Here is a 26,809-nt window from a genome sequence, read left to right on the forward strand (position 1 = left end):
CCATGGCCCTCCACATCAGCGCCACCAACCCGGAGCACCCCGCGCTCCTGCTCGCCCTGCCCTGGCACCTGCCGCTGGAGGACTGGCCCGAGGAGCACCTCGTGCCGCTCCCCCGCGGCATATCCCGGCACGTCGTGCGCTACGCCCGCGCGGGCACCGAGGTGATCGCCGTCAAGGAGCTCGCGGAGCGGCCCGCCCTGCGCGAGTACGAGCTGCTGCGCGACCTGGACCGGCTCGGCATTCCCGCGGTCGACGCCCTCGCCGTGGTCACCGGCCGCACCGACGCGTCCGGGGACCCGCTGGAGTCGGTGCTGATCACCCGGCACCTCGGCGGCTCACTGCCGTACCGGTCGATGTTCGAGACGACGATGCGCCCGGCGACCATGCACCGGCTCATGGACGCCCTCGCGGTGCTGCTGGTGCGGCTGCACCTGACCGGGTTCGCGTGGGGCGACTGCTCGCTGTCCAACACGCTGTTCCGCCGGGACGCCGGCGCCTACGCCGCGTATCTCGTGGACGCGGAGACCGGCGAGCTGCAACCGAACCTGAGCACCGGGCAGCGGGAGTACGACCTCGATCTCGCGCGCGTCAACATCAGCGGCGAACTGCTGGACCTGGAGGCGTCGGGCGCCCTGCACCCCTCGGTCGACCCGATCGCGTTCGGCACCGAGATCTGCGCGCGCTACCGCGCCCTGTGGGAGGAGCTGACCCGGGTCTCGGTCTATCCGGCGGGCAAGCACCACTACATGGAGCGCCGCATCCGGCGGCTGAACGAACTCGGCTTCGACGTCGCCGAGATGCAGATCGAGCACTCCCCCGGCGGCGACTCGGTCACGTTCGTGCCCAAGGTCGTCGACGCCGGTCACCACCAGCGCCAGCTGCTGCGCCTGACCGGCCTGGACACCGAGGAGAACCAGGCCAGGCGGCTGCTGAACGACCTGGAGTCCTGGATGGCCACCCAGGACGACTACGCGCCGGGCGACCCGCTCGCCGCCCGGCCCGAGGTGCTGGCCCACCGCTGGGTGCGGGAGGTGTTCCGCCCGACCGTGCGCGAGGTCCCGCTCGAACTGCGCGGCGCGATGGACTCGGCGGAGATCTACCACCAGCTCCTCGAACACCGCTGGTACCTGTCCGAGCGGGCCCAGCACGACATCGGCCTGGACATCGCGGTCCAGGACTACATCGAGAAGATCCTGCCCAAGGCCCGTACGACCCCGGAGTCCGCCAGGCCCGAGTGACTCAGGCGGGCGGCACCACGGCCACCGGGCAGTCCGCGTGGTGCAGCACACCGTGCGCGACCGAGCCGATCCGCGCGCCCACGGCGGTCCGCCGGGCCCGCCTGCCGACGACCATCAGCTGGGCGCCGCGCGCCACCGACAGCAGCACCTGACCGGCGCTGCCCATCTCCACGTGCTCGATCACGTGGACGTCGGCGTAGCGTTCCCGCCACGGCCGCAGTGCGTCGGCGAGGGCCCGCTGCTCGTAGGGCTCGGGACCGCCGGCCTCGTCGAGCAGCTTCAGGGAGGCGGGGCTGTAGGCGAACACCGGCGGCAGCGTCCAGGCGCGCACCGCGCGGACGGCGGCGCCGCGGGCGACGGCGGTACGGAACGCGAACTCCATGGCCGCGGCGCTGTCCTCGGGACCACCCTCCTGCCCGACCACGATCTCGTGCCCGGCGACCTCGTCCGACGGCCGGTCCCCGGCCCGCACCAGCACCACGGGCCGCTCCGCGTCGGCGATGACCTGCTGTCCCACGGAACCGAGCAGGAACCCCACCACCCGCGCCTGTCCCCGCGAGCCCAGGACCAGCAGCTCGGAGTCGGCCGCCGCCGCGCCCAGCACCTCGGCGGGCGCGCCCTCGGTGGCCGTGCCGGACACGTCGAGCCCGGCGTGCCGCTCGCCGACCTCCCGCACCAGACCGTCCACCACGTCGCGCGCCCAGCTCTCCTGGGCCGCCCGGTCGCCGCCCTCCACGGCTCCGTACTCCTCGTGCCGCCAGGCGTGCACCACCCGCAGGGCCAGCCCGCGGCGGACCGCCTCGCGGGCGGCCCAGTGCAGAGCGGCCACGCTCTCGTCCGATCCGTCCACCCCTGCCGTGACCGGGCGCGTCATCAGGCTGCTCCTTCTGTTGTGATCACTTCGACGGGCACAGTCTTCACTACGCTGTCTCCATGACCTTGCAATGGGAACAGGTGGTAGTCGACTGCGCCGATCCGAGGGCCCTCGGAGCCTGGTGGGCGCAGGCGCTGCGCTGGGTGACGGTCGACGACGACGCGGAGGAGTACGAGATCCGGCCCACCCCCGACACCCTCCCGGGACTGCTCTTCGTGCGCGTTCCGGAGGCCAAGTCCTTGAAGAACAGACTCCATTTGGACTTTCGTCCCGCCGACCAGCGGGCCGAGGTGGACCGGCTGCTCGCGCTCGGCGCCCGGCCGGCGGACGTGGGGCAGGGCGAGCAGACCTGGGTCACCCTCGCTGATCCGGAGGGCAACGAGTTCTGCGTGCTGCGGTCCCGGCAGGGCTGAGACCGGTCCCGACCGGGTGGACGCCGTCCCGTGTCCGGTTGTGCACGGAGCGGTATCGGGCCGCGACGGCCCGAGCGAAGCAGGCAGATCGAACATACGATGAAGCGGAAACCGGCGCGGTCGGACGGGGTTCGTCGTGCCGTGATCCGATCCGTTCGGGGTGGGAGACGTATGGCACAGGCCGCCGAGGCAGCGCGGACCGTCATCATGACCGTCGACGACGATCCGGGGGTCTCGCGCGCCGTCGCACGCGACCTCCGGCGGCGCTACGGCGAGTCGTACCGGATCGTGCGCGCGGAGTCCGGCGAGTCCGCGCTCGGGGCGCTGCGTGAGCTGAAGCTGCGCGGCGACCTCGTGGCCGTGATCCTCGCCGACTACCGGATGCCGCAGATGAACGGCATCGAGTTCCTGGAACAGGCCCTGGACGTGTATCCGGGTGCGCGGCGGGTGCTGCTGACCGCGTACGCGGACACCAACGCGGCGATCGACGCGATCAACGTGGTGGACCTGGACCACTATCTGCTCAAGCCGTGGGACCCGCCGGAGGAGAAGCTCTACCCGGTCCTCGACGACCTGCTCACGGCGTGGCGCTCCAGCGACTACCGGCCGGTGGCCAGCACCAAGGTCGTCGGCCACCGCTTCTCGGCACGCTCCTCGGACGTCCGGGAGTTCCTGGCCCGCAACCAGGTGCCCTACCGCTGGTACTCGGCGGACGAGCCGGAGGGCGAGCGGCTGCTGGCCGCGGCCGGTGCCGACGGGCGGCGGCTGCCGCTGGTGGTCACGCCGGACGGCACCACGCTGGTCGAGCCGGAGACGTCGGAGCTGGCCGCGCAGGTGGGTCTGGCGACGACACCGGCGTCCGACTTCTACGACCTGGTGGTCATCGGCGGCGGTCCCGCCGGACTCGGCGCGGCTGTCTACGGCGCTTCCGAGGGACTGCGTACGGTCCTGGTGGAGCGGTCGGCGACGGGCGGGCAGGCCGGTCAGAGCTCCCGTATCGAGAACTACCTGGGCTTCCCGGACGGGGTGTCCGGCGCCCAGCTCACCGACCGCGCCCGGCGGCAGGCGGCGAAGTTCGGCGCCGAGATCCTCACCGCGCGGGAGGTGACGGCCCTGGAGGTCAACGGGGCGTCGCGCACCGTCCGGTTCGACGACGGCTCGACCATCGCCGCGCACAGCGTGATCCTGGCGACCGGTGTGTCGTACCGGCAGCTGAACGCGCCGGGGCTGCCGGACCTGACCGGCTGCGGGGTGTTCTACGGCTCGGCGCTGACCGAGGCGGCCTCCTGCCAGGGCCACGACGTGTACATCGTGGGCGGCGCCAACTCGGCGGGCCAGGCCGCGATGTACCTGGCGCGCGGCGCCAAGTCGGTGACGCTGCTGGTGCGCGGGCAGGAGCTCTCCGCGTCGATGTCGCACTACCTGATCCAGCAGATCAACGAGGTGCCGAACATCACCGTGCGCTGCGGCACGGAAGTGGAGTCGGCGCACGGCGACGACCAGCTGGAGCAGCTCACCCTGCGCGACGTGGACAGCGGGCACACCGAACTCGTCGACGCGCAGTGGCTGTTCGTGTTCATCGGCGCCGCCCCGCTGACCGACTGGCTGGACGGCGCGGTGCTGCGCGACGAACGTGGGTTCATCCTCGCCGGGCCCGACCTGTCGCCCGACGGGCGCCGGCCGGACGGCTGGGAGCTGGACCGGCCGCCGTACCACCTGGAGACCAATATTCCCGGCGTGTTCGTGGCGGGCGACGCACGCGCCCAGTCCGCCAAGCGCGTCGCGTCCGCCGTCGGAGAGGGAGCCATGGCCGTGATGCTCGTCCACCGCTACCTGGAGCAGTCATGAGCGACGCCCCGCTGCCGTGCAGCCCGCAGGAGATCGGCTCGCTGTTCCTGTTCGAGAAACTCAGCCCGGAGCAGCTCGGCAGGCTGTGCGCCGACGGCCGGGTGGAGCTGTTCGAGCCGGGTCACGTGTACTCCGAGGGCGACCCCGCGACCTGCTTCTTCGTGATGATCGAGGGCACGGTCGTGCTGTCCCGGAAGGTCGGCGACGACGACGTGGAGGTCGTCCGCACCTCCCAGCGCGGCGTGTACACCGGTGCCATGCAGGCGTACATCGGCGACCGGGTCAACCAGGTCTACAACAACTCGATGCGGGTGACCGAGCCGACCCGGTTCTTCGTGCTGCCGGCCGACACGTTCGCGGACGTCATGCACGAGTGGTTCCCGATGGCCGTGCACCTGCTGGAGGGTGTGTTCTTCGGGGCGAAGAACAGCCAGCGGGTGATAGGCCAGCGCGAGCGGCTGCTGGCCCTCGGCTCGCTGTCCGCCGGACTCACCCACGAGCTCAACAACCCGGCGGCGGCTGCCGTCCGGGCCACCTCGACGCTGCGCGAGCGGGTCGCGAAGATGCGCCACAAGCTCGCCGTGATCGCGGCCGGACCGTACTCGCGGGAGGCGCTCGCCGACCTCATCGAGATCCAGGAGCGCACGGCGGAACGCGTGGTGAAGGCGTCCGTGCTGAGCCCGCTGGAGGCCGCGGACCGCGAGGACGAGATCACCGACTGGCTCGACGACCACGACATCACCGACGGCTGGCAGCTCGCGCCGACCTTCGTACAGGCCGGACTCGACACCGACTGGCTCGACCAGGTCGCGGCCGCCGTCGACCCGGAGATCCTGTCCGGCGCCATCGGCTGGCTCAACTACACGGTCGAGACCGAGCTGTTGATGTGCGAGATCGAGGACTCCACCAACCGCATCTCCCATCTCGTCGACGCGGCCAAGCAGTACTCGCAGCTCGACCGGGCCCCGTACCGCATGGCCGACGTGCACGAACTCCTCGACAGCACCCTGGTGATGCTGATGGGCAAGTTCGGCGAGCAGATCAAGGTCGTGAAGGAGTACGACCGCTCGCTCCCGAAGGTCCCCGCCTACCCGGCGGAGCTCAACCAGGTGTGGACCAACCTGATCGACAACGCGGTCGCCGCGATGAAGAGCACGGGCGACGGGGGCACCCTCACCGTCCGCACGGCCCGCGACGGCGATCTGCTCATGGTGGAGTTCCAGGACACCGGTCCCGGGGTGCCCGCGGACATCAAGGACCGGATCTTCGACCCCTTCTTCACCACCAAGCCGGTGGGCGAGGGCACCGGGCTCGGGCTCGACATCTCCTGGCGGATCGTGGTGAACAAGCACCACGGCAGCCTGCTCGTCGAGTCCGTGCCGGGCGACACCCGGTTCCGGGTGCTGCTGCCGCTCACCGACGAGGACAACGAGACACCGGAGGAATCGGGATGAGCAGCATCAGCGGAGTGGACCCCAGCGTGCCGCCCAGCGGCGCCGGCTGTACGGAGTGCGACGAGGCCGGCGGATGGTGGTTCCATCTGCGGCGCTGTGCGCAGTGCGGGCACATCGGGTGCTGCGACTCCTCGCCGGCGCAGCACGCCACCGCGCACTTCAAGTCGACGGGGCATCCGCTGGTCCGGAGCTTCGAGCCGGGCGAGGACTGGTTCTGGAGCTACGAGACGTCGGAGCTGTTCGAGGCGGGGCCCGAGCTGGCGCCTCCGGTGAGTCATCCGGCCGACCAGCCGACACCGGGGCCCGCCGGGCGGGTTCCCGCGGACTGGACGAGCAACCTGCACGCCTGAAAGCTCGCTGCCGCCCACCCGCTCCGGGGCGATCATGGTGCTGTCGGTGTCGAGTGGCAGGATGGCGCTGTGTCTCAGATCGCGTTTTCCGCCACGCCGCTGGTCGGCCGGGACGAGGAGTTGTCCCGGCTGTCCGGGGTGCTGGAGCGGGCCCGGGGCGGTGAGGCGCGGGCCGTGCTGGTGGCCGGGGACGCCGGTGTGGGCAAGACGCGGCTGCTGGACGAGGTCGCCGCGCGGGCCGCGCGGGAGGGCATGACCGTTCTGGCGGGCCACTGTGTGGACCTCGGGGATGTCGGTCTGCCCTATCTGCCGTTCACCGAGATCCTCGGCGCGCTCGCCGCCGACGAGCGGTTCGCGCCGGTGCTCGCCGCCCACCCCACGGCCGAGCGGCTGCTCGGTATCGGCGCGGACGCGGCGGGCGAGGACGAGACCGGGGGCGCGCGGGCGGGCGGTGGCGGCGGACGGCTGCGGCTCTTCGAGGGCATGGCCGCCCTGCTCGCGGAGCTGGCCGAGCGGGCCCCGCTGCTGCTGGTGCTGGAGGACCTGCACTGGGCCGACCAGTCGTCCCGGGACCTGCTGCGGTTCCTGCTGAGCCGGGGCATCCTCCAGCGATCGGCGGGCGGTACGCCGACACACCGGCTCGCCGTCCTGGCCAGCTACCGCGCGGACGATCTGCACCGCCGCCACCCGCTGCGCCCGCTCCTCGCCGAGCTGGTGCGGCTGCCCTCCGTCGAGCGGCTGGAGCTGCGGCCCATGCCCGACGCCGAGGTGGCGACGCTGGTACGCGCACTGGGCGGCCGGCCGCTGCCGGACACCACGGTCCGCCGGATCGTCGAACGCGCCGAGGGCAACGCCTTCTACGCCGAGGAGCTGGTGGCCGCCACCGGCACCGGGGCCGGCGGGGTGCCCAGCGGGCTCGCCGACGTACTGCTCATCCGCTTCGAGCAGCTCTCCGACACCGCGCAGCAGGTGCTGCGCACCGCCGCGGTCGCCGGGCGGCGGGTGGAGCACGAGATCCTGAGCGGCGCGGTCGGGCTGCCCGAGGACGAGTTGGAGCGGGCGCTGCGCGAGGCCATCGGCCGGCAGCTCCTCGTACCGGGCGACGACGACACCTACACGTTCCGCCACGCCCTCGCGCGCGAGGCGGTCTACGCCGATCTGCTGCCGGGTGAACGGTCGAGGCTGCACGGGGCGTTCGCGCGGCTGCTGGCCGCCCGGGGGCGTGCGTCGGAGACGGCCGCGGAGCGTGCGCACCACTACCGCGAGAGCCATGACCTGGCCGAGGCGCTCGCCGCGTCGCTGGAGGCCGGCGACCACGCCCGGCGGGTCGGCGCGCCCGCCGAGGAGCTGCGCCATCTGGAGGCGGCGCTCGAACTGTGGGCGTCGGTGGACCCGGCGGCCCGCCCCTCGGGCGAGGGCATCGAGCGGATCGCGCTGACGCTGCGGGCGTCGGCGGCGGCCGCGCACGCCGGTGAGGCGCACCGCGCGGTGTCCCTCACCCGCTCCGCGCTGGCCGGCGTCGGACAGGACACCAGCTCGGAACTGGCCGCGCGGGTGCGGTACACGCTCGCCGGGAACCTGCTCGGGGTCGACAACCTGACGGCCGCGTTCGCGTACAGCAGCGAGGCGCTGGAGCTGATCCCGGCCGAGCCGCCGTCGCCGACATGGGTGTGGGCGGCTGCCACGCATGTGCTGGCGGCCCGGCAGGTGGGCGACTTCCGTACCGCGCTGGAGGTGGCGCGCCGGGCGCTGCCGGTGGCCGAGCGGCTGGACGTCACGGACGCCCGTGCCGATCTGCTGGTCTCGCTGGCGGCCATCGAGGGCGGCGGGCGGCGCACCGAGCAGGGCCGTGAACGGCTGCGTGAGGCCCGGGAGCTGGCCCGTTCCGCGGGCAACGCGCCCGTGGAGATGCGGGCGTTGTTCAACCTGGCGATGGGCTGCTTCGAGTCCGGGGACCTGGACGCGTGTCTGCCCTGGCTGGCCGAGGGCCTGGACCGGGCGCGCCGCGCGGGCCTGCTGTCGTCGCCGTATCCGCTGGAGATGCGCTACCTCCAGCTGGTGGTGCTGTACACGCTGGGCCGCTGGGACGAGTGTGTGCGGGCGGCGAAGGCCGACACCGAACTGCTGCCCCCGGCGGGCGGCTTCTCGGTGGGACCCGCGCTGTACGTGACGCTGGCCCGGGGCGGGACCGGGGCCGTGGAGGAGGCGGCGGGTGCCCTGCTCGCGGGTCCGTTCGACTGGATGGCCCATCTGGTCGCCGGGATCACGCTCACCGACGCGGCGGCCCAGCGTGGTGACGCCGAGGCGGCGGTGGCGCGGATGCGGACGGCGGTGGAGGAGCTGACGGACGACGGGGGGACGCGGCCCGACGCGACGGTCCGGCTGGCCGCGCTGGCCCTGTCCGCCGTCGGTGACGTGGCGACGGCGCTGCGCTCGGCGGGCGACACCGCCGGGGTCGCGCGGTGGACGGAGATCGCGACGGAGCTGGTGGAGCTGGCCCGTGAGACGGCCGAGCGCGGCAACGACCGGGCGCCGCAGGGCCCGGAGGGGATGGCGTGGCTGGCCCGCGCGGAGGCGGAGTGGCTGCGCGCGGCCACCGGACCGGACCCCACGGCCTGGGAGAAGGCGGTCGCCGCCTTCGACTTCGGGGACGTCTACGAACGGGCGCGCTGCCGGCTGCGGTTGGCGGAGGCCCTGCTGGCGGCGGAGCGCCGCGACGAGGCGGAGGTGGTGGCCGGCGCGGCCCGCGAGACGGCGGTGGAACTCGGCGCCACGGTGCTGCTGGAGCGGCTGGACGCTCTGACGCGCCGTGCCGGGCTCACGGAGGCCGCGCCCGCCGGGCCGTCACCGCTGACGGCCCGCGAGCAGGACGTCATGCGGCTGCTGGCGCTCGGGCGCAGCAACCGGCAGATCGGCGAGGAGCTGTTCATCACCGGCAAGACGGCGAGTGTGCATGTGTCCAACATCCTCGCCAAGCTGGGTGCGGCGAGCCGCACGGAGGCGGTGGCGATCGCCTATCGGCAGGGGCTGATCGCCCCGGATCGCACCGCCTCCGGCTGAGCGGCGACTCGCCCTTCCACGGGCGGACTCACTCTTCCGCGGGCTGACTCACGCCGCTACTTGCAGTCGAGGCTGCCCAGGTCGACGGCGTCGGCCATGGCCTGCATCCCCTTGTCGTTGGGGTGCAGATGGTCGCCGTTGTCGAAGAACGGCAGGATGCGCTCGTGGTCGTAGGGACTGCGCAGTGCCTTGTCGAAGTCGGTCACGCCGTCGAGTTCGCCGCTGTCCCGGATGAACTCGTTGACCTCCTGTCGTACGGCCTCGGCGGCCGGGTCCCATTCCGACCAGCCCTTGAAGGGGCCGACGGTAGCGCCGACGACACACTTTCCGGCGTCGTGGGCCCGGTCGATGATCTCCCGGTATCCGGCGATCATGTCCTGGGCGGTGACTCCGCTGTGAGCCTTGATGTCGTTGACGCCCTCGAAGAGGAACACGGTCCTGACCCCGGGATGGGACAGGACGTCGCGGTCCAGCCGGTTGAGCGCGCTCTGTCCGGCGCCGTCGGCGAGCACCTTGTTGCCGGAGATGCCCTCGTTGGCGACGCCCTCGACGGTCGTCGCGGTGGAGGTGCGCAGCCGGCGGGCCAGGTAGTCGGGCCAGCGGCGGTTGAGGTCTGTCGAGGACTGCCAGCCGTCGGTGATGGAGTCGCCGAGCGCGACGACCGCGCCGATCGAGGAGCTGGTCCGTACGGACACGGCGTCGAGGTAGTACCAGGAGCCGATCTGGCCGGTCCAGTTGGCGGCGCCCTCCTCGGCGGTGTGGTCGCCCTCGGTGATGTACGACGTGGCCATGGCCATGCCGTGCCCGGTCGCGGGGCCGGCCGCGTCCGGGCTGTGGATGCTGACGACGAGGTTGGACTCGGCGGCGAGCTTTCCGGGCAGCGGGTCGCTGTAGACGGTCTGTCCGGCCGGCACCGTGACCGAGCGGGCGCCGGCGAACGTCAGCCGTTTGTTGCTGCCCCGGACGAGTTCCGCACCGGTCTTCTGCAAGCCGGCGTAGACGTTGTCGAAGGTGACGGGCCGGTCGCCGAAGGCGTTCGACAGCCGGATCCGTACGTTGTCGCCCCCGACACTGGTGTGCACCACGAGCCGGTAGGCCCGGTCGGCGACGCCCTCGCCGAGCCGGTCGGCGCTGGAGCCCCAGGTGACCACGGAGTGCTTGGCCGCGGCGGCCGACAGCCCGGTGTTGGCCGCGAGTGCCTGGCCGGACGGGACGAGCAGGGCGCACACCATGGCGAGCGCCCCGCCCGTCGACACGATCCGGCGGTTCACCGGTCGAAGTCCTTCAGGGTGACCGACGCGCCGGGCTTGAGGGTCACGGTGCGGGTGCGGCCCGCGAACTCGACGGTGGTGGTGCGTCCGCCGACACTGCGGATCTTCGCCGACGTGGGCCTGCCGTTCTTCCAGCGCAGGTCGACGACGAAACCGCCGCGGGCGCCGACGCCGGTGACGGAGCCGGACTCGGCCCAGGCGTCCGGGAGCGCCGGGAGCAGCTCCAGGTGGCCGGGGCGGGAGTACAGCAGCATCTCCAGCATGGCGGCGGGGGTGCCCCAGTTGGCCTCGGCCTGGAAGATGCCGCGGCCCTTCTCCACCTCGTAGATGTCGAAGAGGTTGAAGGCCGTGCCGTTGCTGCCGTCGACGGAGGGGCGGAGGTTGTTGACGATCAGCTGGTAGGCCTTGTCGGCGTCCTTGAGGCGGGCCCAGCACAGGCTGCGCCAGGCGTTGGCCCAGCCGAAGCTCTCCATGCCGCGTGCGGTGAGCAGCGCGGTGGCGCCGTCGACGATCTCCTTGGGGGTGGAGCCGTCGGGGCGGATGCGGTCGCCGGGGAAGAGGTTGATCAGCGGCGACAGGTGGCGGTGGGTGGTCTCACCGAGGTTGTCGGGCGACATCCACTCCTCCAGCCAGCCCGAGGTCGGGCTCACCTTCGGCAGGTACAGCCGCTTGCGCATACTCGCGATCTTGTCCGCATGGCGGGCGTCGCGCTTCAGCTCGGCGGACGCGATGGCGTAGTAGCCGAACAGCATCCACACCAGTTCCTGGGCGTAGGTGATGCCCTTGGCGTCCTGCGGGCCGTGCTCGGGCGACCAGTCGCTGTCCGCGATGAGGACCTCCTGCGAGGTCCCCGGCAGGGTCGTGGTGAGCAGCCGCGACTCCCAGAACTCGACGGCGCCCTTGAGCAGCGGGTAGATCTTCGCGAGGTGGGTGCGGGACTGGGTGAACTCGTAGTGCTCCCACAGGCTCTGGCAGAGCCAGGCGTTGCCCGCGGGGTGCCACCACCAGCCGAGGCCGCCGTGGATGTTGGTGGAGAAGGCGACCGTCCATCCGGCGATCTTGCCGCTGGAGTTGCGGAAGCGGTTGCGCGGGTCGTTGAAGTGCTTCTTGGTCAGCTCGGTCCAGGACGGGAGCTGGTCGAGGCAGTAGTCGGTGAAGGCGTCGAAGCACTGGGAGAGGCCGGCCCGGTCGGTCATCCAGTAGTTCATCTGGATGTTGACGTCGGTGTGGTAGTCGCCCATCCAGTCCGGGTCGTTGCCGTCGAGCCACACGCCCTGGAGGTTCAGGGGCAGGCTGTCGCGGGAGCCGGAGATCGTGAGGTAGCGGCCGAACTGGAGGTAGGCCGCTTCGAGTTCGGGGTCGGGTACGTCGTCGCGGTCGCGCGCGTGCAGGCGCTCCCAGGTGTCCAGCTCGCGCTGTTCGGCCGAGGACGTGCCGAGCGAGAGGTCCATCTGCCCGTACAGCTTGCGGTAGTCGGCGATGTGGGTGCGGCGCAGCGAGTCGGCCGATTCCGACAGGGCGTCGCGGACCTTGGTGCGGGCGAGCTTCTGCGGGTCGAGGGAGGGGTTGCGGTAGTTCTTCTCGACGTCGGGAGCGTAATTGGTGCCGGCGCTGAGGACGACGGTGAGTTCCCTGCACCCCGTGAAGTCGATGCGGGTACCGTTGACGGTGACCTTGCCGCCGTTGGAGCGGGCCTTGACGGCGGCGCCGTAGCGCAGTCCGTTGGCGAGGGTGGCGCCGAAGGACTCGGCGGCGGTGATGGTCTCGCCGTGGGTGCCGGTCAGGCTGATCGAGCCGGTGTAGCGGCCGCCGCCGCTCTGGGTGAAGTGCAGGACGATCACGTCGTCGGGGTGGCTCGCGTACATCTCGCGCCGGTAGGTGACGCCGGAGCGGACGTAGGAGCTGGTGACCAGGGACTGGGCGAGGTCGAGGGTACGGCGGTAGCCGTTGACGTTGCCGAGGTCGTGGTCGGGGATGTCGATGGCGAGCTTGGCGAGCAGGGTGAAGGAACCGAAGTCGGTGCGGCCGTAGGGGAACTGGCCGTCGCTCTCGAGGGTGCCGTTGAGTCCGCCGGTCCACATGGTGACGTCGGTGATCATCAGCAGTTCGCGGCCGGGGTCGTTGCTCGCGAGGGCGCCGAGGCGGCCGTTGCCGATCGGCAGGCCCTGTTCGATGAGCGAGCCCTCGTCGCCGGGGGCCTGCCACCACAGCTGCTGCTTGGCGGCACCGGAGGACAGTACGGCGTCCTCGGTGGGGCGGGCGGGCGCGGCGGAGGCGGTGTAGGCGGGCAGCGTGGCGAGGGCTGCCGTCAGACCGGCCGTACCGGCGAGAGAGAGAACGGTTCTTCTGCTCGGGTCGTTCGGGGTGCTGTTCATTGCGGCTCCGGATGCGTCTGAGGCGGGGGCCCGCCCGGTGCGGGGCGGGCCCCCGTGGGGAGGACGGAAGGAGATCGGGAGGGCTACTTCTGTACGTCGATCCGGTCGATGTCCGGGGCGTAGCCGTTCCCGCTGTCGAACGTGATCGTGTTGGCCCCGGCCTTGAGCTTCACGGGCACGTAGACGCTGTTCGTCGTTCCCCAGTCGCCCGTGGACGCGAACTTGTGCGTGGTGCCGCCACCGCCGTTGGCCGAGACGGCGATCGAGCGGGAGTCACCGCTGACGTAGCCGACCTTGACCTGGTAGGTGCCGGCCTTGGCCACCTTGATGTCGTTGAAGGTCAGCTTGCCGCCGGTGTAGAGGTTGCCGACCTTCTTGCCGCCCGAGCAGGCGGAGCAGTCGGCCACGTTGGCGTTGCCGGTCAGGGTGTTGGTGCCGGCCTCGGCCTCGTAGCCGGTCCACTGGAGGGCGGTGCCGCGCGGGGTGACGGTGAACAGGCGGGAGCCGTGCGCGGGCAGCGCCTGGGTGATCTTGTCCGTGTAGGAGCCGAGGTTCTCCTTGTTCCAGTTGTCGCGCACCGAGGCCTTGCCCGTGAAGCCGAGGGTCGACCAGTTCGCGGTGACCGAGGCGGGCGAGTCGGCGAGGTTGAACAGCGCGACCGTGTAGGTGCCGTTGGGGTTCTTCGCCGCCCACACCTGCTGCGGGTTGGCGGAGGTGACCGGCTCGGCGGGCTTGGTGTTGTCCTGCTGGTTGATCGCGATGACCTCGCGGTTGGTCAGCAGGGACAGCCCGTAGGAGTCGAGCTTGGTGAGGTCGTCGCCGGTGTAGAGCGGGGACTTGGCTATCGCCCACAGGGTGGCGTAGCTCTGCCGCTCGGCCTTGGTGAGACCGTCCATCTCACCATTGCCGACGTTGAGGGAGTCCAGGTCGTTCCAGCCGCCGGGGCCGGCGTGGTCGGTCCAGGCCGGGGCGTCGTCCCAGCGGTCGTCGACGGAGTTCTCCCAGCCGACGAGGGTGTTGCAGTAGCACTCCACGTCGGTGTCGATGCGCCAGCCGTTGGAGTACTTCTTCCAGTCCGCGGCGTTCGCGTAGGCGAGGGACCAGGAGAGTTCCAGGTGCAGGGGGCGGCCTGCGGTGGCGATGGCCTTCTGCCAGGCGGCCACGTCGGCGACGTTGTTGTAGTTGTCGCCGTTCTTGAACGAGCCGGGGCCGACGCCGTCCAGCTTCAGGAAGTCATAGCCCCAGTCGGCGAACATCTGCGCCTGGGAGTCGATGTACTTCTGTCCGCAGGGGTTGGAGAAGTCGATCTTGTAGGCGCTGTCCCAGCCGTTGGTGGTCCGCAGGTCGTCGTAGACGACATCGGCGGTGGTGCAGCCCTCGGCGTTCCAGATCGGGGTCTTGCCGTCGTTGTAGGCGCCCTTCTCCAGGCCGACCGGCAGGTAGATGCCGGCCTTGAGGCCCTTGGAGTGGATGCGGTCGGCGACGGCCTTCATCCCGCTCGGGAAGCGCACCGGGTCGGCCTTCTGCCGGCCGTACTCGTCGTACTGCGACTTCCAGGACCAGTCCATCCACCAGCCGGCGTCGATGTTGATGTACTCGTAGCCGTAGTTCTTCAGCTTGGCGGCCATGGCGTCCGTCTGCTTGATGACGTTGGCCTCGGACAGATAGCTGTAGTCGCCCTTCGGGTTGAGGCCCGGGTACTTCGACGACTGCATGGTCCAGCTCGTCCAGCCCATGTAGGGCTTGGCGGCCACGGTGGCGGCGGAGTCCGCGGTGACGGCGGCCTGCGTCGTGACAGCCGGCGGCGCGGCGGTCTCCGCCTGGGCGGCCGGGACGGCGGTCGCGAGTCCCGCGGTGAGGGCCAGGACGACGAGCGTTCTCAGTCGGCGTCCGGGCAGGGCGGCGAACGAGGATGACCGCATGGGTCGTACCTCCTGTTTCGGTGCGGCGAGGGATACGAGGGCGGCTCAGCCCTTGCTCGAGCCGATGGTGAGCCCGCTGATGAACTGGCGCTGGAGCGCGAAGTAAACCAGCAGCGTGGGGATCGCGGTCATGAGGGCGCCGGCCGCGATCAGGTTGGGGTTGGTGAAGTAGGCGCCCTGGAGGTTGGCGAGCGCGGAGGTGATGGGCCGCTTGTCGCCGGTGTCGATGAGGGTGAGGGGCCAGAAGAAGTCGTTGTAGATCCAGATCGACTCGAGCGTGGCAAGCGCCGCGAAGGCCGGCCGGCACAGCGGCAGGATGATCTGGAAGAACTGTCGCCACACGGGGGCGCCGTCGACCTGGGCGGCCTCGGTGATCTCCTTCGGGATCGTCTTCATGTAGTTGCTGAGGACGAAGGTGCAGAACCCGCACTGGTACGCGATGTTGATCGCGATGATGCCCCAGACCGAGTCGTACAGCAGCATCGAGTCGCTCATCCACCACGGCAGCGGGACGAGCAGGTACAGCCGGTACAGCGGGGTGATGAGCACCTGGGCGGGCAGCAGGTTGCCCGCGGTGAACAGCATCAGCAGTACGAGGTTGAACCGGAAGTCGAAGCGGGAGACGAAGAACGCCACCGCCGCGGAGAACAGCAGCGTGCCGAGCACCGCGGGGACGGTGATGAGCACGGAGTTCCAGAAGAAGTGCGGCATGCCGGACTGGGACCAGGCGTCCGTGAAGTTCGACAGGCTGAAGCTGCGCGGCCAGGAGAAGTAGCCGTTGCTGGAGGTGTCCTCGTACGACCTGAGGGAGGTGTACACGGCCCACAGGAGCGGGATGAGCCACAGGACGGCGACGCCGCCGAGCAGCAGATGGCGGCCGAGGTTGCGCGGCGGCCGCTTGGGGCCGTTCTTCGGCGAGCGCCGGCGTCCGGACTCGGCGTGGGAGGCGGGCCGGTCGACGGTGGTGGTCACTGGTCCTCCTTCCGGAAGGTCTGTACGAGGAAGGTGCCGATCGCGGCGAGCGACACGAGCAGCAGGATCACGGCGAGCGCGGAGCCGTAGCCGATGTGTCCCGCCTCGCCGACGATGTTGTCGGTGATGAGCAGGGACAGCAGTTCCATGCCGGGTTTGCTGCCGGTGCCGCCGCCCAGGACATAGACGATGTCGAAGGCGCGCAGGGACTCCATCACCGTCACCACGAGGATGATGATGTTGACCGGCTTGAGCGTGGGGAAGATGACCTTGAAAAAGGTCTGGCGTCCGTTGGCGCCGTCGAGCGACGCGGCCTCCCGCAGGGCCGGGTCGACGCTCTTCAGCCCGGCCAGGTAGAGGATCATGATGTAGCCGGTGTGCCGCCAGCCCGACGCGACGAGTACGGCCCACAGGTTCAGGTCGGGGTTGCCGAGCCAGTCGATGTGGTCACTCATGCCGACGGCGCCGAGCACGCTGTTGAGCAGCCCGGTGTCGGGGTTGTAGATGATCTCCCAGATGAAGCCGACCACCGCCAGCGAGAGCACCATCGGCAGGAAGATCGCGGTCTGGTAGAACTTCGAGAACCGGATCTGCTTGTCGAGCTGGTACGCCAGGAACATCCCGAACGGCGTGGGCAGCAGCGCCGTGAACAGCAGCCAGATCACGTTGTGCTGGACGGCCGGCCAGAACGGCGGGTAGTTGGTGAAGATCTGGGAGTAGTTCTCGAAGCCCGTCCACTTGATGTCGGACAGATCGATGCCGTCCCAGGTGGTGAACGACAGCGCGATCGAGGCGAGGGCGGGCAGCCAGACGAAGACGAACAGGGCGAGCAGCGGCACGCCGATGACGAACGTCAGGAAGAGACGGTCGCCTCGGCTCAGCCGGCCGGGGGAGGTCGCGGAGGACACGGGTGAGGAGGCCTTTCCGGTCCCGGTCAGGAAGTGAAGAAGCGCGAGCGCTGGGACTCGATCTTCTTGAGTGTGTCGGTGCCGTCGTCCGGGTGGCCGAGCCACTCGACGAGGCCGGGCAGGACCACGGTGGAGATGAAGCCCGGGTCGCTGTCCCGGTCGGCGAACTGGGTGATGTTCTTGGCGGAGCCGATGAGTTCGGCCGACTTGGTCTGAAGCGCGTTGTACGAGGAGGTCTTCGCCTGGTCGTTGGCGGCGAGGTTGCTCGGGTCGACGCCCATGTACAGCTCCTCGGCGCGGGCACCGCCCAGGAACTCCAGGAACTTCTTCGCGCCGTCCTCGTTCTTCGGCTTCCGGCTGAGCATAAAGCCGTCGGTGGGCGCCTCCACGGCGTCCAGGCCGTACGCACTGTCGATCTCCGGGAAGGCGAAGAAGTCGATGTCGTCGCGTATCGCCTCGTCGGTGATCTGCTGTCCGAGGAAGAGGCCGATGACGGCCATGCCGGACTTCTTGTCGATCAGGGACTGGGCCGCGTCCTGCCAGGAGCGGCCGGCGCCGCCGGTCTGGTAGTAGGCGGTCAGCTCGCGCCAGGTGTCGAGGACGCGCACGGCGCGCTTGTCGGTCCAGGAGACCTCGCCGCGCATCAGCTGCATGTGGAAGTCGTAGCCGTTGGCCCGCAGGTCGACGTAGTCGAAGGCGCCGAGGACGGACCAGCTGTCGCCGCCGCCGTAGCCGGCACTGATCGGGGAGAGGCCGTCCTTCTTCATCTGCTTGGACAGCGCGATGAACTCGTCCCACTTGGTGGGCACCTGGTAGCCGCGGTCCTTGAAGACGCTCTTCCGGTAGAACACCGCCCACGGGTAGTTGTAGAGCGGCACGAAGTAGTACTTGCCGTCCTCGCCCTTGGAGAGCTGCTTCGCGGCGTCGCTGAAGCCGTCGCCGATGACATCCCAGACGTCGTCGATGGGGCTCGCGAGGCCCTTCTTCGCGAAGTACTGCATGCGGTAGCCGGCGAACCAGGTGAAGACGTCGTCCGGGGTGCCCTGGAGATAGCTGGTGATGCTCGACTGGAAGGTGTCGTGGTCGACGGTGTTCGTCTTCACCTTGAGGTCGGAGTCGGCGGCGAACGCCTTGGTGACGGCCTCGTACGCCTTCTTGGGCGTGGCGTCGGCGCCGTTGGAGCCGAAGGTGACCGTCTTGGGGTCGGCCCCCGGTCCCCCGCCGCAGGCGGTGAGGACGGGAGCGGCCAGGGCGGCCGCGGACAGGCCCATCAGTCCGCCGACCACTCTGCGCCGGCCGGGGCCCTGCGCAGCCAGGGGGGTGCGGCTCTGCTGCGTCATTCGTCGCTCCTCGTGCTAGTTGCGTGCTAGGCGCGCGCCGCAGCGCTGTGGGTGCGCTGCGCTTGGTTGTCGGATCGGATGAAGCTCTGGATCGCGGTCGCGGCTGCACCGCGCGCCCACTCCTCGAAGGTCAGCGGGCGGGTCTGTACGTCGCACTGCGCGGCCGAGCCGAACGCGTACGCGGTGAAGGTGTCGCGGATCTGCTCGGCGAACAGGTCGTAGGCGGCCAGGCCCTCGCCGGAGATGACCACACGCTCCGGCCCGAACAGATTGGCCACGGTGGCGATACCGCGGCCGATCGCCTCGCCGGCCGCGGCGTACACCTCCCGCACCCCCGGGTGTCCCTGGTGGGCGAGGTCGACGGCCTGCGCGGTGTCGGTGACGGCGAGGCCCGTGGTCTCGCGGATCCGGGCGAGGATCGCGGTGTCGGCGGCGATCGCCTCCACACAGCCCCGGTTGCCGCAGCGGCACAGCGGCCCGGCCGGGTCGATGGCCACGTGGCCGATCTCGCCGGCCACCCCGTGCGCTCCGGCCACCACCTGCCCGTGGACGACGAGTCCGCAGCCGATGCCCGCGCCGACGGTGACGACGGCGAAGTCGGACAGTCCGACGCCGGCGCCGAACCACTGCTCGGCGACGGTGAGGGCCCGTACGTCGTTCTCCACGGTGACCGGCAGCCCGGTCGTCATGCTCGCGAGTTCGGCGAGGGCGACATCGCGCCACTCCAGGAACGGTGAATACCGGACAACTCCCTCGGCGCGGTCCACGTCGCCGGAGACGGCGAGACCCAGACCGAGTACCGGGACGCCGAAGCCCTCGGCCTCGGTGAGCAGTTCCCCGACCAGCTCGGAGATCGCGGTGAGCACCGCGCCCGGCGCCGGGTCGGTGAGCGGCATGTGCCGGGCCACGCGGATCCGGCAGCACAGGTCGGTGAGGACCGCGATGAGTTCGTCGCCGGTCGCCTTGACTCCGACGAAGAGCGCACGTCCGGCGTCGACCCGCACCGGATTGGCCGGCCGCCCCAGAGCGCGGCGGGCGTCGTCGGTGTCCTCCACCAGGTACCCGGCCTCGATCAGCGGCCGTACCGCCTTGGTGACCGCGGCGGCGGACAGCCCGGCGCGCTCGGCCACCTCGGAACGGGTGAGCGGGCCGTGTGAGAGCACCGTGGTGAAGATCTGTGCCACGGCCGGCGTCTGCGCCGGAAATGCCTCGGGAGGAGAGGTCGACTGCATGGCCGGGAACCTATGGCTGTTATTTTCCGGTGTCAATGAAAGAAGCAGGAACTGATGAAACTGTGATTGAACCCCGGGTATGGCATGCAAAACACCTGATACACCCACCCGTTGACAGTTGATCGAAGGTCGCGTTGGCTAAGGGTCAGCATCTGCCCAGCTTGGAACGTGAGGCCTCATGCCGCTGATCTCCCACTCCGCCGACGCCGGGGTCTGGCTGCTCGCCACCCCGCACACGTCGTACGCCCTGCGCATCGACGAGACCGGCGCGCCCGGCCATGTCGCGTGGGGGCCCCGGCTTTCCCTGGCCGAGGCCGCGGAGCTCACCGTTCCGCTCGGGGAGCCGCCCAGCAGTTTCGAGGGGCGGCGCGCGGTGGGCGAGGAGTTGCCGGCGGACGACGGCGTCCACTACGGCACACCGTCGCTCCAGGTCCGGCACGCCGACGGCACCCGGGGCTTCGAGTGGCAGGCCGAGGGACACGAGGTGCTCCGCCCGGCGCCCGGCAGCGAGGAACTCGTCCTGCGGTTCCGCGACCGGCTGTACCCGCTGGAGGTCGCGCTGCACTACCTGGTGCGCGCGGACACGGACGTCGTGGAGCGCTGGACCGTGCTGCGCAACACCGGCGAGGAACAGGTGGACGTACTGCGCGCCGACTCGGGCGCCTGGACGCTGCCGCCGCTGCCGGAGTACAGATTCAGCCACATCACCGGCCAGTGGTCGGCCGAGAGCCAGCTGCGTCGCGAGCCGCTGCCGCACGGTGAGACCGTGCTGACCAGTCGCCGTGGCATCACCAGCCACCACGCCGCCCCGTGGGTCATGTTCGACGCGGGCACGGCCGACGAGGAGCAGGGCCGGGTGTGGAGCGCGGCGCTCGCCTGGAGCGGCGGCTGGCGGCTCACCGCGCAGCGCACCCCCGACGGCCGGGCCGGCTTCACCGCGGGCATCGGCCACGAGGGGACGGTCCTGCCGCTCGGCCCCGGCGAGGAGTTCACCACCCCGGTGTGCGCGGGGCTCTTCAGCGAGGGCGGTTTCGGCGCCACGAGCCGCGCCTGGCACGCCTACGCCCGCGCCCAAGTACTGCCGCACGCCGACGAGTTGGCGCCCGTTCTCTACAACTCCTGGGAGGCGACGGGCTTCGACGTCGACGAGGACGGCCAGCGGGCGCTCGCCAAGCGGGCCGCGGCGCTCGGCGTGGAGCTGTTCGTCGTGGACGACGGCTGGTTCGGCGCCCGCCGCAGCGATCACGCCGGGCTGGGTGACTGGACGCCGAGCGAGCGGTTCCCGGACGGACTCGGCCCGCTGGCCGACCATGTGCACGGGCTCGGCATGCGGTTCGGGATCTGGGTCGAGCCGGAGATGGTCAACCCGGACAGCGATCTGTACCGCGCGCACCCCGACTGGGTGCTGCACGTGCCCGGCCGGCCCCGCACCGAGATGCGCAACCAACTCGTCCTCGACTTCTCCCGCCCGGAGATCGCCGACTGGGCGTACGGCTGGCTCACCCGGCTCGTCGGGGACCACGGCATCGACTTCCTGAAGTGGGACATGAACCGTGCCTTCGGCGAGGCGGGCCGCCCCGGGGAACCGGGCGGCGGCGACCGCCTGTGGACGCGGTACGTGACGAATCTCTACGGTGTGCTCGACCGGCTGCGCGCCGACCATCCGGACCTGCGCATCGAGGCGTGCAGCGGTGGCGGCGGCCGGGTCGACCTGGGGATCCTCTCCCGTACCGACCAGGCGTGGCCGTCGGACAACACCGACGCCGAGGACCGGCTCTGGATCCAGCACGGCTACGCGCAGATCTACCCGGCGCGGACCATGTCGGCCTGGGTGACGGACGTGCCGAACCAGCTCACCGGCCGCACCGTCCCGCTGTCGTTCCGCTTCCACGTCGCGATGGCCGGGCTGCTCGGCATCGGCGGGGACCTCACGCACTGGAGCGAGGCCGAGATCACCGAGGCCGCGGACCTGGTCGCCATGTACAAGCGGGTCCGGCACCTGGTCCAACAGGGCGCGCTGTACCGGCTCCAGGCACCGGCCGACCCCGGGCCGACGGTCGTCCAGTACGCGGCCGAGGACGCCGGCGAGGTGCTGGTCCTTGCGTACCGGCGGCAGCCGCGGCACGGGACACCCCGGCTGCCGGTCCGGCTGCGCGGACTGACGCCGGGCGCCCGTTACCGCGACACGGACACCGGGACGGTCCACCACGCCACGGTCCTCACGGAGTACGGCCTGCACCTGGACCTGCCGGCGGGCGACTGGGCGAGCACGGCACTGCACCTGGAGCGGCTCCCGGAGAACGACTCCTGACGCGACGAACTCCTGAAGCGACGAACTCCTGACGTGGCGTCTCCCGGCGCACGGCTCCTGAGGGGACCGGCTCGCCCGGTCCGGACCCGTCACCGGTTCACCCGGGCGAGCGGTCAACTGTGTGTCTGACACGGCGATGTGACGAAATGCGGGAAGGTTGGCCGGCCTGGATCTGATCGATCTCGCCCGGCCGACGCGCCGGCGAAGACGGGAGTGGCCGCCGATGACCGCAGGAACGCTGCGCAGGAACGGGGTATTCGGAGCGGCGGTGCTGGCACTGCTCGCGGTGCCGGCACCGGCGGTGGCGGAGGAACAGGCGGTCGCCGGGGGCCGGTCGGCCACCCAGGCCCAGGCGGTCTCCCAGGAAGCGGTCCGCGCGGCGGCCCTTCCCGCACCCGACCTCGCGGGCCTGCGCGCGGTGCTGCGCTCCGCCGTCCGGCAGGGCGCACCCGGCGCGACGGCGCGGATCGACGAGCGCGGCACGGTCCGCAAGGAGGCCGTGGGCATCGCCGACCGCGGGACCAACCGGGCCGCCGCCGACGCCGACCGGTTCCGCATCGGCAGCGTCACCAAGACCTTCACGGCGGTGGTCCTGCTGCAACTGGTCGACGAGGGCAAGCTGAAGCTCGACACGTCGGTCAACCGCTATCTGCCCGGCCTGCTGCCGGACGACAAGATCACCGTCCGGCACGTGCTGAGCCACCGCAGCGGGCTCTACGACTACACCAACGACATGTTCGCCAAGACCGTCCCCGGCTTCGAGGCGGTCCGCACCAAGAAGTTCACGTACCGCCAGCTCGTGAACCTCTCGCTGCGCCACCCCCGCACGGGCCGGCCCGGCGCCGCGTACTCCTACTCCAACACCAACTTCGTCGTCGGGGGTCTCCTCGCCGAGAAGCTGACCGGCCGGACGATCGCCACCGAGTACCGCAAGCGGATCGTGGAGCCGCTGAAGCTGCGCGACACCTTCTACGTCCACCCCGACACCGCCCTCCCGGGCCGGTACGCGCGCGGCTATCTCACCCCCGACGAGGCCGGCGCCGGGCTGGTGGACTCGACACGCCAGACGGTGTCCTGGGCGCAGAGCGCCGGAGCCGTCATCTCCACCGCGAAGGACCTCAACACCTTCTACTCGGCCCTGCTCGGCGGCCGGCTCACCTCGAAGAAGAGCCTCACCGAGATGCAGCGCTGGGTGACGGTGAACGACACCCAGGCGTACGGACTCGGACTGCGCCGCCGCACCCTGACCTGCGGAGTCTCCGTGTACGGGCACACCGGCGCAGTGCAGGGCTACTACACCTTCGCGTTCACCTCGAAGGACGGCCGGCGCAGCCTCACCTCCATGGTCAACACCTCCAACAACGGGACCGTCCTGAACACCATGCTGGGCACCCTGGAGTCCGCTTTCTGCGGAAAGCAGGCCGAGACCAGGAGCGGCTCGGTACCGGTGGAGCGGTACGAGGACATCGCGCCCTCGGTCGCGGTCGCGGTCGCGGTCGCGGACTGAGTGACATCCCGGGACGTCGGCCCGTCCGGCGTCCCGGGAACCCCGCCGCCCTCGCGCGCGTTGTCCGGAAAGATCCGGCCGACGACCTCGCCGTACGGCGACGACACACCAGGGCGGCACCATGACCGAGTTGGTCCCCGGAGGCAATGTGCCGCTGCCGGGCGGCCCGCTGACCCTGCGTGTGCCCGGCCCGTTCGACGTGTCGGCGCTCGTCACCGGCGACGACGGCAAGGTCCGCGGCGACGCCGACTTCGTGTTCTTCAACCAGCCCACCGCGCCCGGCGCCCGGCTGACCGGCGACACCCTGACCGTGGACCCCGCCGCGCTGCGCCCCGGCGCCACCCGCGTCACGGTGGTCGTCAGCCCCGCCGACCCCGGCACTCCACTCGGCCGGCTGCCCTCCCCCGGCCTCCAGGTAACCGGTCCCGGCGGCCGCGCCCTGGCCCGCTTCACCCCACCGGCGCTCCGGCAGGAGACGGTCCTGCTGCTGGCGGAGATCTACCGGCGCGGCGACGCGTGGAAGCTGCGCGCCCTGGGCCAGGGGTACGGCGACGGGCTCGCCGGGCTCGCCCGGGACTTCGGCGTGGAGGTCGTGGAGGAGCCGGCGCCCGCCCCGCAGCCGTTCATACCCGCGCCGCGCGCTCCCGTCTCCGCTCCCCCGCGCGCTCCCTTCTCCGCTCCTTTCCGCACGCCGGTCTCCGCTCCTCCGCCGCCCACCGGAGCCGCCGCGTCGCAGGCGGGCGCCGACGGCTATCTCGGTCTGGTCAACTCGGCCCGCGCGCAGGCGGGTTCGCCGCCGGTCTCGCTCGATGCCCGGCTGTCGTCGGCCGCGCAGGCGCACGCCGCCTCGATGGCCGCGGCGGGCCGGCTCGGGGTCGAGGGCGGGGACGGCGTCTCGGTCTACCAGCGGGTCGTCACGGCCGGGTTCACGTTCCTCACGATCGGCGAGCACCTGGTGTCCGGGCCGCGGACGCCGTCCGACTTCGTCGCGTACGTCCTGCGCACCGAGCAGCCCCGGCGCACCCTGTCCAACGCGGCCTTCACCCATGCGGGGCTGGGCCAGGTCGCCGAGCCCAGGTCCGGCGACATCTTCTGGACGGCGCTGTGGGCCCGCCCCTTCACCGCCGCCGACCTGGCCCGTACGGCGGCCGAGGTCACCGAGCTCACCAACCGGGAGCGGATCCGTGCGGGCCTTCGCCCGCTGGCCCCGGACCCGCTGCTGACCGTGGCCGCCCAGGCGCACAGTGCCGACATGGTGGCCCGCGACTTCTACTCGCACACCGCGCCGGACGGCAGCCGGCCCTGGGACCGGGCCGCCGCGGCCGGGGCAAGACGCCGCTCGGTCGGGGAGAACATCGCGTGCGGGCAGCGCTCCGCCGGCGAGGTCGTGACGGGCTGGATGAACAGCCCCGGCCATCGCGCCAACATCCTCAAGCCCGACTTCACCCACATCGGGATCGGCCTCGCGGGCGGCGGCCGGTCCGGCACCTATTGGACCCAGCTCTTCGGCGCGTGAGACACCGGACCACGCGGGTCGGCGGAACCTTTGGCACATCCGCCCGGTTCACGCCACGATGCACCCATGAAGGGTGACCTCTTTTCCAGTGAGCACATGGTCCAGCCGGCCACACAGGCCGGCATGACCGTCGAGAACGCCAAATGCGTCAAGTACGCGGTGAACGGCGAGATGCTCGCCCGGCAGGGCGCGATGATCGCCTACCGCGGCAACCTCCAGTTCGAGCGCAAGGGACAGGGCGGTGTCGGCGGCATGCTCAAGCGCGCGGTCACCGGCGAGGGCCTGCCGCTGATGGCGGTGCGCGGACAGGGTGAGGCGTGGTTCGCGCAGGAGGCGCAGAACTGCTTCATCGTCGAGATCGAGCCGGGTGACGAGTTCACCGTCAACGGCCGCAACGTGCTGTGCTTCGACGCCTCGCTGTCCTACCGGATCGCCACGGTGAAGGGTTCCGGCATCGCCGGCGGCGGACTGTTCAACAGTGTGTTCACCGGGCAGGGCCGGCTGGGTCTGGTCTGTGAGGGCAACCCGCTGGTCATCCCGGTGTCCCAGGAGTGGCCGGTGTACGTGGACACCGACGCGGTCGTCGGCTGGACCGCGGGCCTGTCGACCTCGCTGCACCGGTCCCAGTCGGTCGGGTCGATGCTGCGCGGCGGTTCCGGTGAGGCCGTACAGCTGATGCTCCAGGGCCAGGGGTACGTCGTCGTCCGGCCGAGCGAGGCCACGCCGGCCAAGCCGCAGCAGCACTGACGGGATCACTTTCGGCCACTCGTCGCTTCCGCGAACTTCTTCGAGTGGCCCGGGCAACCCCGCCGACCGGATCAGCGTCTTGATCCACAACAAGTGACGCCCTGGCCCCCTGCGGGTCAGGGCCGGCTTTCGGCGCACTATACCCACGGCGTATACATGCCATGTATACGCAATGTGTATACATGCTGCGTATAGCCGGTTCGTGGCGTCCCTGTCGTGAAGAACAGACACAGCACCGGAAGGCATTCATGTTCGCCAAGGCAGTCGCCCCGGAGTATCAGGGGTCCCTCACCGCACTGTCCGTCAACTCCTCGCTGACCGAGGTCCTGGCCACCGGCACCGAGCAACTGCGCGCCGCCGAGCGGGCCGGCCACCCCGACGAGGTGGCCCGCTGCGGACTGGCCGTCGCGGAGGCGCACCGGCGGCTCGGCCAGGTGCGCGAGGCCGACCTGGCGTGGAAGGCGAGCTACCGCGCGGCCCGCGAGGCCGGGAACACGGCGGCGATGGCATGGGCGCTGTGGAGCGGCGGCACGCTGGCCCGCCAGCGCGGCTCGTTCTCCCTGGCCTTCCGGCTGCTCGGTCTCGCGGCCGAACTCGGGGAGCGCGGCGGCGATGTCGTGGTGCGCGGCTACTCCCTGGCGGGCCTGGCCGAGACGGGCCGGATCCAGGGCGACTACGAGGCCGTGGGCCGGCTGCACGAGCAGTTGCTGGCCGAGGCCCGCCGGCGCGGCGAGGCACGGCACACGGTGTGGGCGCTGGAGGGCATCGCACAGATGCACCGCAACTCCGGCGACCACGACAAGGCGTACGAGCTGTTCGAGGAGGCGGCGGGGATCGCGGCCGGCGCCGACGACCGGCGCGGACACGCCTGGGCGCTGCGCGGCCTCGCCGACGTCGTCTCCGTACGGGACGGCGACACCGAGCGGGCGCTGGCCCTGCTGGCCGAGGCGGAGCGGTCGTGCCGGGAGATGAAACTGTCGAGCGCGCTCGCCTACAACCACAAGATGCAGGGCAACGTCCTGTACCGGGCGGGGCGTTACGAGCAGGCCCGCAGGCTGTACGAGCGGGCGCTGGCCGAGTTCCGGGCGATGAGCGAGCCGCGCGGTGAGGCACTGTCCCGGCTCGGCCTCGCCAAGTCCCGCGCACGGCTGGGCCGCGACCACACGGAGACCGCCGCCGAACTGGCCGACCTCGCGCGGGTCCTCGACCGGATCGGCCTCCGGCACGCGCGCGAGATGGTGACGCGGGCCCAGGAGGAGTTCGGCATGCGGGTCGAGGAGGGGGCCATACCGGGTGACGCTGCCGCGTCGGGTGGCGAAGCGGCGCTGGGCGGGCAGACCGCGCTGCGCGGCGACACACGGTCGGGCGTGCGATCCGCGTCGGGCGACACATCCGTATTGCGCGACGCAACATCCGTATTGCGCGACGCATCCGCATTGGACGGCGCGCCCAAGTCCCCTCCGGCCGCCGG

General features: G+C 71.1%; 18 protein-coding genes and 1 pseudogene. 11 read left to right on the forward strand and 8 right to left on the reverse strand.

The window, feature by feature from the left end:
• Positions 1-2: 2 nt before the first annotated feature.
• Positions 3-1,238 (forward strand): DUF4032 domain-containing protein, encoded by a 1,236-nt coding sequence (locus ACIQAC_RS21905; RefSeq protein ID WP_402193456.1) that lies wholly within the window; start codon positions 3-5, stop codon positions 1,236-1,238.
• A gap of 1 nt (position 1,239) precedes the next feature.
• Here the strand turns inward: ACIQAC_RS21905 and ACIQAC_RS21910 are convergent, their stop codons facing one another.
• Complete coding sequence (locus ACIQAC_RS21910) at positions 1,240-2,112, reverse strand: universal stress protein (protein ID WP_402193458.1); 873 nt, start codon at positions 2,110-2,112, stop codon at positions 1,240-1,242.
• Between the two features lie 59 nt (positions 2,113-2,171).
• Here ACIQAC_RS21910 and ACIQAC_RS21915 point away from each other — a divergent pair, with 59 nt between their 5' ends.
• The 5 genes from ACIQAC_RS21915 (at position 2,172) to ACIQAC_RS21935 (ending at position 9,237) form a co-directional block, all read left to right on the forward strand.
• Positions 2,172-2,525, forward strand: coding sequence for a VOC family protein (locus ACIQAC_RS21915; protein ID WP_402193459.1), 354 nt, complete (start codon positions 2,172-2,174; stop codon positions 2,523-2,525).
• 171 nt (positions 2,526-2,696) lie between these two features.
• Positions 2,697-4,373 (forward strand): FAD-dependent oxidoreductase, encoded by a 1,677-nt coding sequence (locus tag ACIQAC_RS21920; protein ID WP_402193461.1) that lies wholly within the window; start codon positions 2,697-2,699, stop codon positions 4,371-4,373.
• Complete coding sequence (locus ACIQAC_RS21925) at positions 4,370-5,827, forward strand: ATP-binding protein (protein WP_402193463.1); 1,458 nt, start codon at positions 4,370-4,372, stop codon at positions 5,825-5,827. Before ACIQAC_RS21920 ends, ACIQAC_RS21925 begins: the two co-directional genes overlap by 4 nt.
• Entirely contained in the window at positions 5,824-6,177 is a 354-nt protein-coding gene (locus ACIQAC_RS21930; RefSeq protein ID WP_402193464.1) for a UBP-type zinc finger domain-containing protein, read from the forward strand. Before ACIQAC_RS21925 ends, ACIQAC_RS21930 begins: the two co-directional genes overlap by 4 nt.
• 69 nt (positions 6,178-6,246) lie before the next feature.
• Positions 6,247-9,237, forward strand: a complete 2,991-nt coding sequence (locus tag ACIQAC_RS21935; protein ID WP_402193466.1) for an AAA family ATPase — start codon at positions 6,247-6,249, stop codon at positions 9,235-9,237.
• A 56-nt stretch (positions 9,238-9,293) separates the two neighbouring features.
• Here ACIQAC_RS21935 and ACIQAC_RS21940 read toward each other — a convergent pair whose 3' ends face one another.
• The 7 genes from ACIQAC_RS21940 to ACIQAC_RS21970 form a co-directional block, all read right to left on the reverse strand.
• Positions 9,294-10,469 carry an SGNH/GDSL hydrolase family protein gene (locus tag ACIQAC_RS21940; protein WP_402193935.1) on the reverse strand — a complete coding sequence of 392 codons (1,176 nt, stop codon included), beginning with the start codon at positions 10,467-10,469 and terminating at the stop codon, positions 9,294-9,296.
• 35 nt (positions 10,470-10,504) lie between these two features.
• Complete coding sequence (locus tag ACIQAC_RS21945) at positions 10,505-12,883, reverse strand: glycosyl hydrolase family 95 catalytic domain-containing protein (protein ID WP_402193468.1); 2,379 nt, start codon at positions 12,881-12,883, stop codon at positions 10,505-10,507.
• Between the two features lie 83 nt (positions 12,884-12,966).
• On the reverse strand, positions 12,967-14,805 hold the full coding sequence (locus ACIQAC_RS21950) for an alpha-galactosidase D (RefSeq protein WP_402193470.1): 1,839 nt from the start codon (positions 14,803-14,805) through the stop codon (positions 12,967-12,969).
• A gap of 45 nt (positions 14,806-14,850) precedes the next feature.
• The gene (locus ACIQAC_RS21955) at positions 14,851-15,777 is read right to left on the reverse strand and encodes a carbohydrate ABC transporter permease (protein ID WP_402193471.1); all 927 of its coding nucleotides are present in this window, start codon (positions 15,775-15,777) and stop codon (positions 14,851-14,853) included.
• On the reverse strand, positions 15,774-16,685 hold the full coding sequence (locus ACIQAC_RS21960) for a carbohydrate ABC transporter permease (RefSeq protein WP_402193473.1): 912 nt from the start codon (positions 16,683-16,685) through the stop codon (positions 15,774-15,776). Before ACIQAC_RS21960 ends, ACIQAC_RS21955 begins: the two co-directional genes overlap by 4 nt.
• Positions 16,686-16,711: 26 nt before the next feature.
• Entirely contained in the window at positions 16,712-18,025 is a 1,314-nt protein-coding gene (locus tag ACIQAC_RS21965) for an ABC transporter substrate-binding protein (protein ID WP_402193475.1), read from the reverse strand.
• A 26-nt stretch (positions 18,026-18,051) separates the two neighbouring features.
• The gene (locus ACIQAC_RS21970) at positions 18,052-19,257 is read right to left on the reverse strand and encodes an ROK family protein (RefSeq protein ID WP_402193477.1); all 1,206 of its coding nucleotides are present in this window, start codon (positions 19,255-19,257) and stop codon (positions 18,052-18,054) included.
• Positions 19,258-19,435: 178 nt separating this feature from the next.
• Between ACIQAC_RS21970 and ACIQAC_RS21975 the strand changes: the two genes are divergently transcribed.
• The 5 genes and pseudogenes from ACIQAC_RS21975 to ACIQAC_RS21995 all read left to right on the forward strand — a co-directional run.
• The gene (locus tag ACIQAC_RS21975) at positions 19,436-21,568 is read left to right on the forward strand and encodes an alpha-galactosidase (protein ID WP_402193479.1); all 2,133 of its coding nucleotides are present in this window, start codon (positions 19,436-19,438) and stop codon (positions 21,566-21,568) included.
• Positions 21,569-21,791: 223 nt separating this feature from the next.
• On the forward strand, positions 21,792-23,075 hold the full coding sequence (locus tag ACIQAC_RS21980; protein ID WP_402193480.1) for a serine hydrolase domain-containing protein: 1,284 nt from the start codon (positions 21,792-21,794) through the stop codon (positions 23,073-23,075).
• Between the two features lie 121 nt (positions 23,076-23,196).
• Positions 23,197-24,591: a CAP domain-containing protein gene (locus ACIQAC_RS21985; protein ID WP_402193482.1), complete on the forward strand. Its 1,395-nt coding sequence runs from the start codon at positions 23,197-23,199 to the stop codon at positions 24,589-24,591.
• Positions 24,592-24,657: 66 nt separating this feature from the next.
• Positions 24,658-25,338: an AIM24 family protein gene (locus ACIQAC_RS21990; RefSeq protein WP_402193483.1), complete on the forward strand. Its 681-nt coding sequence runs from the start codon at positions 24,658-24,660 to the stop codon at positions 25,336-25,338.
• A 248-nt stretch (positions 25,339-25,586) separates the two neighbouring features.
• Positions 25,587-26,615 (forward strand): annotated as a pseudogene (locus tag ACIQAC_RS21995) (tetratricopeptide repeat protein); the annotation flags it as partial.
• Positions 26,616-26,809: the final 194 nt, after the last annotated feature.

Source organism: Streptomyces sp. NPDC088387, assembly GCF_044753385.1.
In the GTDB taxonomy this organism is placed as follows: Bacteria; Actinomycetota; Actinomycetes; order Streptomycetales; family Streptomycetaceae; genus Streptomyces.